This is a genomic window from Desulfogranum aggregans (assembly GCF_055398265.1).
In genome coordinates this window covers 3582406-3596134 of the sequence record NZ_AP042447.1, presented here as the reverse complement: position 1 = coordinate 3596134, position 13729 = coordinate 3582406, and the positions used below count along the sequence as shown (strand labels likewise).

11 protein-coding genes are annotated in these 13729 nt (G+C 54.5%); 8 read left to right on the top strand and 3 right to left on the bottom strand.

Features of this window, described 5'->3' with window-relative positions:
• The first annotated feature begins 209 nt into the window (after nucleotides 1–209).
• The 4 genes from lptA to ACZ52Z_RS15845 all read left to right on the top strand — a co-directional run bounded on the left by lptA (nucleotide 210) and on the right by ACZ52Z_RS15845 (nucleotide 3467).
• Nucleotides 210–743 carry a lipopolysaccharide transport periplasmic protein LptA gene (gene lptA, locus ACZ52Z_RS15860; protein WP_464267749.1) on the top strand — a complete coding sequence of 178 codons (534 nt, stop codon included), beginning with the start codon at nucleotides 210–212 and terminating at the stop codon, nucleotides 741–743.
• Entirely contained in the window at nucleotides 743–1468 is a 726-nt protein-coding gene (gene lptB / locus ACZ52Z_RS15855; protein WP_464267748.1) for an LPS export ABC transporter ATP-binding protein, read from the top strand. The genes lptA and lptB overlap by 1 nt, the downstream gene beginning before the upstream one ends.
• Nucleotides 1469–1545: 77 nt before the next feature.
• On the top strand, nucleotides 1546–3003 hold the full coding sequence (rpoN, locus tag ACZ52Z_RS15850; protein ID WP_464267747.1) for an RNA polymerase factor sigma-54: 1458 nt from the start codon (nucleotides 1546–1548) through the stop codon (nucleotides 3001–3003).
• 11 nt (nucleotides 3004–3014) lie between these two features.
• Nucleotides 3015–3467 (top strand): PTS sugar transporter subunit IIA, encoded by a 453-nt coding sequence (locus ACZ52Z_RS15845; RefSeq protein WP_464267746.1) that lies wholly within the window; start codon nucleotides 3015–3017, stop codon nucleotides 3465–3467.
• A gap of 178 nt (nucleotides 3468–3645) precedes the next feature.
• Here ACZ52Z_RS15845 and ACZ52Z_RS15840 read toward each other — a convergent pair whose 3' ends face one another.
• Complete coding sequence (locus ACZ52Z_RS15840; protein WP_464267745.1) at nucleotides 3646–4992, bottom strand: class II 3-deoxy-7-phosphoheptulonate synthase; 1347 nt, start codon at nucleotides 4990–4992, stop codon at nucleotides 3646–3648.
• 2 nt (nucleotides 4993–4994) lie between these two features.
• The gene (locus ACZ52Z_RS15835; protein ID WP_464267744.1) at nucleotides 4995–5564 is read right to left on the bottom strand and encodes a type I restriction enzyme HsdR N-terminal domain-containing protein; all 570 of its coding nucleotides are present in this window, start codon (nucleotides 5562–5564) and stop codon (nucleotides 4995–4997) included.
• A 197-nt stretch (nucleotides 5565–5761) separates the two neighbouring features.
• On the opposite strand from ACZ52Z_RS15835, the gene ACZ52Z_RS15830 reads away from it, so the two are divergent.
• Genes ACZ52Z_RS15830 through ACZ52Z_RS15820 form a run of 3 tightly spaced genes read left to right on the top strand, consistent with a single transcriptional unit; the run spans nucleotide 5762 to nucleotide 11627 of the window.
• Nucleotides 5762–7186 carry an efflux transporter outer membrane subunit gene (locus ACZ52Z_RS15830; RefSeq protein ID WP_464267743.1) on the top strand — a complete coding sequence of 475 codons (1425 nt, stop codon included), beginning with the start codon at nucleotides 5762–5764 and terminating at the stop codon, nucleotides 7184–7186.
• Nucleotides 7187–7233: 47 nt separating this feature from the next.
• A complete protein-coding gene (locus tag ACZ52Z_RS15825) occupies nucleotides 7234–8487 on the top strand; it encodes an efflux RND transporter periplasmic adaptor subunit (RefSeq protein WP_464267742.1) in 1254 nt (417 codons plus the stop codon).
• A 47-nt stretch (nucleotides 8488–8534) separates the two neighbouring features.
• The gene (locus ACZ52Z_RS15820) at nucleotides 8535–11627 is read left to right on the top strand and encodes an efflux RND transporter permease subunit (RefSeq protein WP_464267741.1); all 3093 of its coding nucleotides are present in this window, start codon (nucleotides 8535–8537) and stop codon (nucleotides 11625–11627) included.
• A gap of 34 nt (nucleotides 11628–11661) precedes the next feature.
• Here ACZ52Z_RS15820 and ACZ52Z_RS15815 read toward each other — a convergent pair whose 3' ends face one another.
• Nucleotides 11662–12546: a LysR family transcriptional regulator ArgP gene (locus ACZ52Z_RS15815; protein ID WP_464267740.1), complete on the bottom strand. Its 885-nt coding sequence runs from the start codon at nucleotides 12544–12546 to the stop codon at nucleotides 11662–11664.
• Nucleotides 12547–12703: 157 nt separating this feature from the next.
• Between ACZ52Z_RS15815 and lysE the strand changes: the two genes are divergently transcribed.
• Nucleotides 12704–13312, top strand: coding sequence for an L-lysine exporter (gene lysE, locus ACZ52Z_RS15810; RefSeq protein WP_464267739.1), 609 nt, complete (start codon nucleotides 12704–12706; stop codon nucleotides 13310–13312).
• The last annotated feature ends 417 nt before the right edge of the window (nucleotides 13313–13729 follow it).

Here is a 13729-nt window from a genome sequence, read left to right as displayed (position 1 = left end):
CCCACAATATCATATAACTAGCAACGCGTTTTTCATTACCCCCATCCCAGCACTATGCCGCGACAGCGAGCGCCGTCTCTCCTCTTTCCACCGTTCTAAACTCTTTACTTTTACTCGGCAATCAAGTAGGATTGCTATCCTGCATTGCAAAAAATAATCCAAGCGATAAGTATTTTCATTTCACGCACAATGTACAAGGTTAGACTATCATGAGACCCATCTTTGCCATACCCAGCAGGCGACTCATCGCCTGCGCCTTTACCGCACTGTTATGCCTGGCAGGCAGCGCGGCAATCGCTGAGGAATCTGAAGCACCAATTCACATAGAAGCCGACCGAATGGTCTCCCAGGAAGCTGAAGATTCCGTTGTCTTTCTCGGCAATGTGGATGCCAAACAAGGGGATGTGACCATCCGTTCAGACGAAATGACCGTCTTTTACACCCAGAATAAGAATGGCTCCGGCAACAGCGGTTCCAGCCAGGTCAAACGATTGATCTGCAAAAATAACGTCGAAGTTGTCCAGGGAGACTGGCTCGGCACTGGTAATCGCATGGATTACTTTGCCAAGGAGCGCAAGGTGATCCTTACCGGAAACGCCAAAGCCTGGCAGGGCCAGAATATGGTCGAAGGAAAGACCATAACCTATTTCCTGGACGAAAAACGCTCCATTGTCGAGCAGGACAAAACAAAACCGGGAAGGGTCAAGGCCGTTCTCCACCCGGACTCAGATAAGAAAAAGTAATGTCCGCCCTGCTTGAAACACGCAGTATTATCAAGGAATACCGCCAGCGAAGGGTTGTTGACCAGGTTAACCTTCAGGTTCAGAGTTCCTCGGTAGTCGGTCTTCTTGGACCCAACGGTGCGGGCAAGACAACAACCTTTTACTCGATTGTTGGTTTTATTCGTCCCAGCAGTGGATCCATTCATCTGGACGGTGAAGACATCACCGCCCTGCCGATCCACAAGCGGGCAGCCAGAGGGATTACCTATCTCGCCCAGGAACCCTCTGTCTTCAAAAAGCTGACCGTAGAGGAGAATGTGCGCATCGTACTCGAACCGCTCGGTCTGCCGAAAAATGAAATCAACAACCGGATCAACGAATTGCTGGCTGACCTGAAGATCGAGTATCTGGCCCAGAACAAGGGACATGCCCTCTCGGGCGGTGAACGGCGCCGGGTGGAAATTATGCGTGCCCTGGCGACCCGTCCGCGCTTCATCCTCCTTGATGAACCCTTTGCCGGGGTGGATCCGCTTTCGGTGGCCGACCTGCAGCAGATTATCCGTGACCTCAAGCAAAAAGGACTGGGAGTGCTTATTTCCGACCATAACGTACGCGAGACCCTCCAGGTCTGTGACTTTGCCTACATCATGAACACGGGTAAAATCCTGACCAGCGGGGTAGCTGCAGATATTATTGAAAGTGTTGTTGCCCGAAAAATGTATTTAGGTGATAATTTCCACATGTAGGACAGGATTGGCAGGAAAAGAGTAAATCAACCGGATCAAGCAGGCGGGACGACCACATCGTCCCTTTTAGGAAACACATGGTACTGGAACTTCGACAAAGCCTAAAACTCGCCCAAAAACTGGTGATGACGCCGCAGTTGCGCCAGGCCATTAAATTACTGCAATTGGGTCGTCTGGAGCTTACCGAAGCGCTGCAGGCTGAAATTGAGCAAAACCCCATGCTGGAGGAGGCCCCTCCGCTCGAACAGTCAGAAAGCACCAACCCGGAATCGCTTACTGCAGAGGAAAACACCGCAGTCAACGAGCCCACCGTCACCAGTCAGGTCAAGGGTGATGGTACCGAGAACGTACCCGATACCAACTGGGAGGACTACGCTAACTCATTTGATGCCGACTTTTCCTTTGCTCGTGAGACCCCGCCAGCAGACGCCCCCTCCCAATTTGATTTCATTTCCAGTGCAACCGGTCTCGAACACTACCTCCACTGGCAACTGACGCACCTCAAACTCGATGAACGGGACAGTGAAATTGTCGCGTTTATTCTCGGCAATCTTGACGGTCATGGATTTCTCGATGCCGACATCAGCGACATTACCGCCTTTTGTGAATGTACCGAGGAAGAGGCTGAAGGAGCGCTGCGAATAGTACAAAGCCTCGACCCCCCTGGGGTCGCGGCCCGCGATATTCGGGAAGCCCTGCTGCTGCAGCTTGACCGCTTGGGCTACTACGATACGCTGCCTTACATGATTGTCGACCAGCACATGTCATTGCTGGAGACCAAAAATTACATGCTGCTCGCTCGACAAACCGGTGCCACCATTCGTAAAGTGACCGAAGCGGTCGGCATCATCCAGGAGCTGAATCCCTATCCTGGAAACGAGTTCAGCAACGAGCAGATAAACTATATCTCACCGGATGTCTATATCCACAAGATAGGGGACGAATACGTCATTCAGCTCAACGACGACGGCTTGCCACGGCTGCAGCTTTCAGCCGAATATCTCGACCTGCTCAAGCAACGCAAGGAACTTCCCACGGAATCCAGGGGATACCTCCGGGAGAGCAAGCGCAACGCCGAGTGGTTCATTCGCTCCATCGAACAGCGTCAGCGAACCATCTACAAGGTCATGGAGAGCCTGCTGAAATTCCAGCGGGATTTTTTCGAGCATGGCCCCAGTGCCATGAAGCCATTGATACTTCGAGACGTGGCTGAGGATATTGGGATGCATGAGTCCACGGTCAGCCGAGTGACTTCCAACAAGTATGCCCACACCCCTCAAGGAATCTATGAACTCAAATACTTTTTCAGTACCGCCGTTGCCACCGCCAACGGCGAGACTGTCGCTGCCGAGGCGATCAAAACCAGAATTCGGCAGTTGATCAATGAGGAAGACCCCAGCAAGCCCCTCAGCGATAACAAGATTTCACAAATCCTGGCAGAAGAAAACATGAAGGTTGCCCGCCGCACCGTGGCAAAATACAGGGACCAGATGAAGATCCTCCCGGTTAAGCATCGGCGAAAAGCCAAAAAATAATCCTCCCAGCCATGCTTCAGTTCAACAAAAAGTGTATCCTGCTCGACATGCAGGCAACGAATAAAGAGGCTGCACTGCATGAACTGGCACAGCTGGCGGTCAGGAATTTTCATCACCTGAATCAGGAGATCCTTTATTCGATTCTCCTGGAAAGAGAACAGATTGGATCCACGGGCGTCGGCAACGGCGTCGCCATTCCCCACGGTAAAATTAAAGGGCTTGATCAAATTGTCCTTTGTTTCGGTCGTTGCCGGCAGGGGGTGCACTATGAAGCGATTGACAAACGCCCAGTGTTTCTTTTTGCCCTGCTGCTCTCTCCACCTACCATTGCCACCGAATACCTGCATGCTCTTGCGCACGTGAGCACTATCCTCAAGCAGCAGAGCAACAGGATCAAGCTGCTCCACAACTCCTCGCCCGAGGAAATCGTTGAGCTGTTCACCGGGCCCTACCGGGCACTGTAATCACGTTTTCCATCTTAAAGCGTCAACACTTCCACCGGATGCGACCCTCTCCCGTGCCACCTTGCCGGACCGGTCAAAAAAAAGCCCTGCAGACCGCAGCTGCAGGGCTCTCTCGAAATGCAGAAATTCGACGACATGTCCATGGGCAATGCCGGCTAACCTCAGCTCACCTCTCCGATCAAGTCCTGATCATTTCAGCAATCTGAAAGGCCATTTCCAGGGACTGCTCTGCATTCAGGCGAGGATCGCAGGTGGTCAGGTAACGCAGCCCGAGCTGCTCATCGGAAAGGTTGCGGGCGCCGCCGATACACTCGGTAACATCATCTCCGGTCAGTTCAAAATGGACGCCGCCGGGCACCGTTCCCTCGGCCCAATGGAGCTCGAAGAAGCAGCGCAATTCACTGAGAATATTCTCAAAATCCCTGGTTTTATGGCCGCTTTCCGCCTTAAAGGTATTGGCATGCATGGGGTCGCAACTCCACAGCACGTTTTTCCCTGACGACTTGATCCTACGCAGGAGCGGCGGAAGATATTTCTCAATCTGCCCGGCCCCGAATCGTGTAATCAGGGTCATTCTTCCCGGCTCATTTTCCGGATTGAGCCTGTCGAGAATGGCAAGGATCTCATCCGCGTCATGGTTCGGTCCTACTTTCATGCCCAGCGGATTGTTCACTCCGCGAAGGAATTCAATATGCGCACCATCAAGCTGACGGGTCCTGTCGCCAATCCACAGCATATGCCCTGAACAGTCATACCAGCCGCCATCAACCGAATCTTCGCGGGTCATAGCCTCTTCATACCCGAGAAACAGCGCTTCATGGGAAGTGAAAAACTGCGCCTGCTTCATCTGGGGAATATCGGTGGAGATGCCGATGGTCTCCATAAACTTGAGGGCACTGCTGATCTGCTTGGCCAATCGTTCGTAGGAACGCCCCATGGGAGACTTTTTGACAAACTCCTGATTCCAGGCATGGACCCGATGCAGCGAACTGAAACCGCCTCGCGTAAAGGCGCGCAACAGGTTCAGGGTGGCTGCGGACATGTGGTAGCCTTTCATCAACCTTTCCGGATCAGGAATCCGAGCTTCCAGTACCGGCTCTGCGGAGTTGGCCATATCGCCACGGTAGCTTGGTATTTCCACTCCGTCGATATTTTCAGTGTCGCTGGAGCGCGGTTTGGCATACTGCCCGGCAATCCGTCCCACCTTCACCACCGGCTTGTTGCCGGCATAGGTAAGGATAACTGCCATCTGCAGCAAGACCTTCAGGGTTTCTCTAATATTGGGTGCCGTGCAGCGGGAAAACTCCTCGGAACAGTCGCCTCCCTGCAGCAAAAACGCCTCCCCGACGCTGGCCTTGGCCAGCAGAGACTTCAGATCACGTATTTCACCGGCAAACACAAGCGGCGGCAGGCTCGCCAGAGCTGCCACAACTTCATCATGTTTTTGCTTATCCGGCCAGTTGGGCTGCTGTAATGCCTCATATTGCTGCCAGCTCGACTTACTCCACTCTTTTCCTTCATTCATGATTATTTTTCCGTTGGTTCACACTTACTTCCTGCACAGCAGATTTCCTCGTCAAATACATTGAGAATCCGCAATGCCCTATCCCGTTGTTCGACATCTGTATACGGCTCAAAAATGAGCTCCTTTAGCAGATCCCCCGCCTTCGCGCGACTTGGAATGCACCCCATTCCCGTTGCCAGTACCTTGCCCTCCTTGGTTTCCAGCAGTTCTGCATCCCGTCCATTGGTCACCACTGCCAGGGGAATACGGTAGGCAGGTTCAAGGATCCGAGCCGCAGCAATAGCGGCTTTTTCTCTGGTCACCAGCGATCCGGCGGCATAGCGAAGAATAAAAAGCCGCCTGCCGTCCACACGCGCCACCATCTCAATCAAGGTTTCCGTTTGCTTGCCATTAAACTCAGACAGGATGCGCAGACGCGGTTCCAATTCTGCGGGAGCATACCCCAGCTGTTCCACCATCATCCTTTGTAAATCCTGGCGCACACGTTCATCATCAGTGTCCTGAAGTTCCTGGCCAGTCAGGTAATCCTTAAGGACTCCGTAAACAAGGTGGTGCCCTGATGTATCGATCATATTATGTACCGGAAAGCAATAAGCGTGCAGTGGTAGAGATGGAGCCACCGTACAGGATGGAGATTGCCATCTCCCCAACGCTCTGTTAGAATACTGCATTTAGTGAAATTGCGTGCATTTTTGAGCGGCAGAGTCTTAATCAATCGTATCTGCTCTTTTTTGTCAATCCTCAATTTGCGTATTCTTTGTGCATTAGCATGTATAAACGTCTTTTTTCGCTGTTCCTGCTCCTGTTTACCATCGCTGGATGCACTGATCTGTATGTTCCGCCCTCTCATTCAAACGCTGACCTGGTCCCACCTGTTTACACACTTGCTTCAACGGCTACTGAGCAACGCACTCCATGGTGGCGGCAATTTGCAAGCCCGGAACTCGACCATCTGATTGCTGCATCCCTGGAAAGCAACTTTTCCCTGCACCAAGCCTGGGCACGACTTTCCCAGGCACAAGCGACAGCGGTCAAAGCCGGAGCTGAGAGATATCCTCGTGTCAGCGGCTTGGTTGGAGCTGCCCACAACCGGACCGGCGGCCAGCAAGAGGACGAGACCAGCCGTGACGATTACTCACTCGGTCTGGCGGCTGCCTATGAAGTCGATCTATGGGGTAGGGTAAAAGCGGCACGCTATCAGGCGCAGGAAGATGTGCTGGCCAGCCGGGAGGCTGTCTCGGCAGCGGCCATCAGTCTCAGTGCCGAAGTCGCCATCGCCTGGCTCGATCTGGTCGGCGCACGGATGCAGGAGGCTCAGCTTCAAAAACAGCTTGACCTCAACCGTAAACTGCTGCAGCTGGTCGAATGGCGCTTTGCCGCATCCAAGGCCAGCGCCCTCGACGTCTATCAGCAGCAGCAGACCGTCGCTGCTATTGAGGGAGCCCTGATCCCCACTCGCACCGCGCAGGAGACCGCACTGCATCGTCTTGCCCTCTTGACCGGTCGCCCCGCAACAGAGGCCGTTGATGCACAACAGACACTTTTTCCAGCCGCCCCGTCCTTGCCGGTGGATGGCCTGACTGCCGACCTGCTCGGCCAGCGTCCGGACATTCGTGCGCAGGCACACCGATTGGAAAGCGCGGCCTGGTCCATTGCCGAGGCCCGTGCCGATCGGCTTCCGCAATTGAACCTCACCGGTGAATTCAGTTACAATGCCGGGGTGCTGGAATCCCTGCTGGAAGCCTGGTTTCTCCGCCTGGCCGCCGACTTTACAGCGTCCCTGATCGACGGCGGAGCAAAAGTGGCCGAGGTGGAAAGAACTCGTGCGGTTGCTGATGAGGATCTGGCAGCTTACCGGGAATTGGTGATCACCGCCATCAAGGAAGTGGAAGATGCACTGACCCAAGAAAAGCAGCTGCGCAAAAGCATTGCCAATATAGACAAACGGATCAAACTCATCGGGATGGCCTATCGGGAAGCTACCTGGCGCTATCTCAACGGGTTGAGTGATTACCTGCCTGTGCTCAGGGAACAGGTTAACCTGATTACTACCCAGCAGGACAGAATAATTTCCGAAAAAGAGCTGCTGCAGGCACGAGTCAGGCTGCACCGCGCACTGGGAGGTACCTGGACAGACGATCTGATGCCAGCTCCTGCCCTGTCCTTTTCCGATGCCACAAGTAGTAAGCACTAACCAGACAACAACACGTACAACAGCTACTCCCAGACACCTGGCACACTATGACATCCCATAATCAACCGTCCGATGACCCCATCCTTCCGGACACCCCCTTGCCCAAACGTTCAACCGGACAACGATTGACCGCCCTGGTACTGGTCCTGCTCATAGGTGGTATCGGTCTGTTGACGGCCCAGCAGATCCTCTCGAGTAAACCGCGGGCCCAACGGACCCCACCGCCCAAAATACGGCCCCTGGTGGAGACTGTCGCGGTGAAACAGGCTACCTATCCGCTCACCATCGATACGCTGGGGACCGTGCTCAGCTCAAGGAACCTTTCGCTGAAACCCGCCATAAGCGGAACGGTTCAACAGATCCACCCCAATCTGGTCCCCGGCGGCATACTGCACGCCGGAGACACTGTACTGGAAATTGACCCACGGGAATACACCCTGGAATATGAACGGCTTCAAAACGACCTGCAAAATGCGGCATCAGACCTCCGTCTTGAGCTGGGCAGCCAGACGGTCGCCCAACGGGAATACGAACTGATCCAACAAGTTGCCGGCATCGATATCAACGATTCCCAGGCTGCCCTTGCCCTGCGCGAACCGCAGCTGGCCAAAGCCAAGGCAGCCCTTGCCGCAGTGCAAACCGAAGTCGAAAGAGCCCAGCTTGACCTGGAACGCACTCGGCTGCTCTGTCCTTTCAACGCAGTGGTGCTGACCACCAACGTGGAGGTCGGAGCCCAGGTCAGCAGCCAGACAACCATTGCTACCCTGGCCGGCACTGACGTATACTGGATAAGGGCAGCTATCCCTCAAAAAGACCTGGCGCGCATATATCTCCCGAACGGCTCCGAGGCCGGATCCCAGGTAAGCATCACCTCAACCGACGCCCCCCCGGGCGGCCTTCCCTGGCAAGGGCGAATCATACGACTCCTTGGAGATGTGGACCCGAAAGGCCTTATGGCCCGGGTACTGATCGAAGTGGACGATCCCACCCACGCCGCCGACGGCAGGATTCCCCTGCTGCTGGGCTCGGTTGTCCGGACAGTCATTGACGGGCTCCCCATGAAGGACTGTTACCGGGTTCCTCGCCAGGCCCTGCGTCCGGACCAAACCCTTTTGGTCGCCTCCACCAACAACACCCTGGACATTCGACCGGTGACCGTCGCCTGGACCAATGATGAACATGCCTATCTCACCGACGGCCTCTCTGACGGGGACCGGGTAATCATCTCCCCTGTGGCCACACCGATCAACGGCATGCCCGTGACCGTTGCCGCCCAACCTACAGCCAGCGTTTCGGATTGATCGTGAACCATTCTCCATCCACAACCGATAGAGGAGCCATTCGCTGGATGGCTTCTAATGCCGTTGCCGCAAACATCCTTATGCTTTTTTTCCTCGTTGGCGGCCTTTACTGGGGAACCCAGATCAAGCAGGAGGTCTTTCCCGAGTTTGAGCGGGATGAAGTCCGGGTCACCGTGGCCTATCCCGGGGCCAGCCCGGCAGAGGTTGTTGATGGCATTGTCCTGCCGGTGGAAGAGGCGATTGCCTCCCTGGAAGGCATTGAACAGGTCTACAGTTCAGCGGTTGAAGGCAGGGGCACGGTTACGGTGGAAGCCCTGATCGATACCGACCTGCAGCAGTTGGCCATTGATATTAAAAACGAAGTGGATCGGATCAGCGCCTTCCCCGATGATGCGGAGGAACCCACAGTCGCCGTCCCCTCTCGAAGGCGATCGGTCATCACCCTTATTCTTTACGGGGAACTGGAAGAAACGGTCCTGAAAGAGTCGGCAGAAATGGTCAGGGATCAGCTGCTCCTCGACCCATTGATTTCCCAGGTGGAACTGCAGGGCAACCGCCCCTTGGAAATATCGGTCGACATCAACCAGCAAACGCTGCGCACCTATGGGTTGACCCTGCAAGCCATATCTGAAAAAATACGCAACGCCTCCCTTGACCTGCCGGGCGGTACCATCAAAACCAGCGGCGGCGACATCCAGTTACGGATGAAGGAACGGCGCAATCTGGGTAGGGAATTTGCGTCGATCCCGATTGTGGTGACCGATGACGGCTCCGTGCTTCATCTGGAAGATATCGCCAGCATCAGGGATGATTTTGCTGAAACCGACAGCGCCATGCAGTATAACGGTCAGCCTGCCATTGGCATAGAAGTCTTTCGGGTTGGACGCCAGGGGCCGATCGAGATCGCCGAGGCAGTGAAACGCCGGGTGGATATCCTCCGGCAGATCCTTCCCGACGGCCTTTCGGTCGACACGGTCAATGACCGTTCCCTCATTTACCAGCAGCGGCTCAACCTGCTGCTGAAAAACGGCTACCTCGGTCTTGCCCTTGTCCTGCTGCTCCTTGGTATTTTTCTTGAGCCGCGCCTGGCATTCTGGGTCACCATGGGAATTCCGGTCTCCTTCCTGGGTTCGCTCCTCTTTTTGCCCTTTTTCGATGTCTCGATCAACATGGTCTCCCTGTTTGCCTTTATCGTCTCCCTTGGCATTGTGGTTGACGACACCATTATCATTGGTGAGAATGTCTATCGCCTGCGTCAGGAAGGGTATGGAACGCTCAAGGCGGCCATAATCGGCGCCCGGGAGATGGCAGCACCGGTGACTTTTGCCATCCTGACCAATATCGTCACCTTTATGCCGCTCTATTTTATTCCAGGCGTCATGGGAAAGATATTCAGGGCCATTCCGGTAGTTGTGGGAACGGTTTTTTTCATTTCCCTTATCGAGGCCCTGTTTGTCCTGCCGGCTCATCTTGGCCACCAGCAGCCGCTTCGCGGCTCCCTGGGCTCCATGCTGGAAAAGTTCCAACAGCGGGTCAGTCGAGGCATTGCCCGCCTGATCAAGCATACCTTTACCCCGTGCGTGGTCCTTGCACTTCGCTATCGCTATGTCAGCACGGCCCTTGGCCTGTCGATCCTGCTCGTTACCGCGGCCTTTATTCGTAGCGGGCATATGGGAATGACCATGTTTCCGCGGGTCGAATCAGACAGAGCCTATGTTTCCTTTTCCCTGCCGGTGGGAGTCCCGCGAAATAAAGTGGAGGCAACCCTCAGCCATCTCCTTGATGCAGCAGAAAAAGTAAGGGTCGAGAATGGTGGAGAAGCCCTTGTTCAGGGCACACAGGCCATGATCGACAGTAACTCCGGTTGGATCAAAATTTACCTCACTTCTCCGGATATCCGCCCCATTTCCACCTCGGATTTCATCCGGAGCTGGCGGGAAAACACCGGCCAGCTGCCTGGCCTGGAATCCATACGTTTTCGCTCCAATTTCGGGGGACCTGGCTCTGGTGCCGGATTGACCCTTGAGCTGCAGCACAGAAATGCCGATACCCTTGAGATGGCCAGCCAGGAGGCCGCCGAGTTTCTTCGCACGTTTCCTATTGTGAGTGAGGTGGAAGACGGATTTGAACGTGGAAAAAGGCAGTTCGATTTTCAGCTCACCCCCCTGGGCTACCGCCTTGGCCTCAGCCCGGAAAACGTTGCCCGACAGATTCGCGCCTCCTATTACGGCCATGAGATCAAACGGCAGCTCAGGGGACGGGATGAAATAAAGATCATGCTGCGTTATCCGCTGGCGGAACGCAGTACCCTCAACTCTCTTGAACAAATGGTCCTGCGCACTCCGGAAGGGGGAGAAGTGCCGCTCCAAAGCGTGGCGGTGGTGACGCCGGGAAGGGCCTACACCTCTATTCAGCACCGCAACGGACGAAGAACCATCACGGTTACTGCTGATGTCAACCCACCGAAACAGACCGATCAGGTGGTCAATGCCATGAAGAGCGATCTTTTGCCGGTCCTCATGCAACGGTATACAGGGTTGAGTTACTCCTTTGAAGGCCAGCAGGCAGACAGGAAAAAATCCATGGTGGCGCTGGCCAAGGGGATGGCAGCGGCGCTGGTTATTGTTTTTGTTCTGCTTGCAGTGATTTTCCGCAGCTATTGGCAGCCGATCATCATCATGATGGCCATCCCCTTTGGGATTGTCGGAGCTGTTCTCGGGCACCTGCTCATGGGCTACTCGCTCAGCCTGGTTTCCTTTTTCGGAATCGTGGCCCTCTCCGGGGTTGTGGTAAATGACTCCCTGGTCCTTATCGACCTGGCCAATCGAAAAAGGGCAAGCGGCCAAACCGCCTACGCGGCGGTGATCAACGCCTCGGTATCCAGGTTCCGGCCGATTATCCTCACCACCTTGACCACTTTTTTCGGCCTGCTGCCCATGATCTTTGAAACCTCACGCCAGGCGCGATTCCTCATCCCTATGGCTATTTCCCTGGGATTCGGTATTCTATTTGCCACTGTCATCACCCTGGTCCTCATCCCTTCTCTCTACCTGATACTCGAAGACATCCTTGCGCTCTGGGGCCGCTCAACCCCACATGGTGCCAACACCATACCGGAGTCATCGCTTTCACCCGAATAGTCCTGGACGGTTGATCATTACGGTTGATCCAGGGTCAATACACTTCTCTGCCGGCCCTGAGCAACTGCTCAGTGAGTTGTTCCAGCGGGCTGGATCGATGACTCCAGACGTGCCAATAGAGACGAACCGCATAGGTTCGATTCGAAACCAGTTCCACCAGCTCTCCACTCGCCAATTTATCACGCCCCTGCATATCGGGCACCCCGCCGTAAGCAAGCCCCTTGCGAATAATTTCAACAAACTGTTCGGCAGAGGGAACATAGTGCAGCGGATAGGCGCTGGGGACATCGGGAACAATCTGCTCAAGCAGGCGCGCATGCAGGGTATCTTTTCGATTAAAGATAACCGCCGGCGCCTGCGAGAGAGTTGCCGCGTTGACGCCTCTGGCAAACCAATGGGAAAAAAAGGAGGGACTCGAAACCAACCGATAACGCATGGTCGCCAACGGATGCATGGCACAGCCCTGTACCGGGGTTGAGTGCGAACTGATGCACCCCATTACCTTTCCGGCTTTCAGGTGCCTCAAGGTCTGCTCCTGATCATCAACGCGCAGGTCAAGGGTCACCCGGTGGCGTTCCAGCCAGGGGAAGAGGGCGTGAAAAAACCAGGTCGCCAGGCTATCGGCATTAATACCAATGGATAAGGGCACAAAGGTCTCCCGGTTTCCCTGATCAAGCAGCTGGGCAATTTCCCGCTCAAGGCTGACCACCTGCTGATAGTGCCGCATTACCGCTGTGCCGGCAGCGGTCGGTTGCGGAGGATTGGAGCGAACCAGCAAGATGCTGCCAGCCTGCGTCTCCAGAAGCTTTACCCGCTGCGACACCGCTGACTGGGTCAGGTGTAATTTGTTTGCCGCCCGTTCAAATCCACCTTCAAGCACCACCGTTGCCATTGCTTCAACAAGTTTATAGTCAAACATGACCTAATCATTAGCAGAATTTATTCGTCATGAAAAACATTAATTTTACAAACCATGGCTTCCCTACTAGGGTGCATGATCGCGTTGTAGACGCCGGTTGCTTCCTCCTTGCGAGGCGGCGTGCAGACAATTATTCTTGCAACACGAAGGAGAGTTCATGCCCTTTTTCAACGGATTGGCCACTGGAGCCGCACTGATCATTGCCATTGGCGCCCAAAATGCCTTTGTGCTCAGCAATGGCATCAAAAAAAACCACGTCCTGACCATTGTCCTCGTCTGCTGCATCTGCGATGCCATGCTGATCATCGCCGGTATTGCTGGCGTTGGAGGCTTTCTCTCTGCCCACCCGGGTTTTACTGATATAATGCGCTGGGGAGGGGCGGCTTTTCTTCTTTGGTATGCTGCCTGTTCCTTGCGTTCCGCCCTGCATACGCATAAGATGGAGCCCAAAGGCACTGTTCACCGGTCCTTTTCCTCGGTGCTAGCGGCCACCCTGGCAGTAACCCTCCTTAATCCCCATGTCTACCTGGATACCGTTGTCCTGGTGGGCAGCATCGCCAGCCGATTTAGCGGCAGCGAACGGGTACTGTTTGGGCTGGGAGCCATTTGCGCGTCAATCCTCTGGTTTTTTGCTCTGGGTTTCGGAAGTTGCAGGCTGGCCCCTCTTTTTCGCCATAGCACCTCATGGAAAATCCTCGACGTGGTGGTGGGGCTGCTCATGCTCAGCCTTGGCGCTTCGCTCATTTTCCATCAGGTGGCCACCTGATACCTGCTGTCTTCCCTGAATCAGGGATAACTCAACGCCTAAGCTTGTTTCACTTCATGCAAGCGGGCCTCTTGAAAAATTTCATTTTCCAACCACGTGCAAGGCATGGCCAATATCTCGCCGTACGGTATAGATAGAATATTCCGAGAAGAGCTATTGCCCACAACGGAGCAATTAGCAGAAAAAACAATTATTCAAGATGACCTCACGGCAGAGGACTACTGGGGAACCAACAGCACAGCCTCACCAAACCGCCTTAGGCGGGCGTTCAACAACAACACCTCTTTACACTGGTGGTCGAGAAGGTTCACTTGTTCAGGTTTTATCTTGTGATTTCAACGAACAATGCACATAGTATGTATGATTATACGGTGGTAAAAACAGCGCTGCCCGACAACGCGTCCCTCGGTAACATTT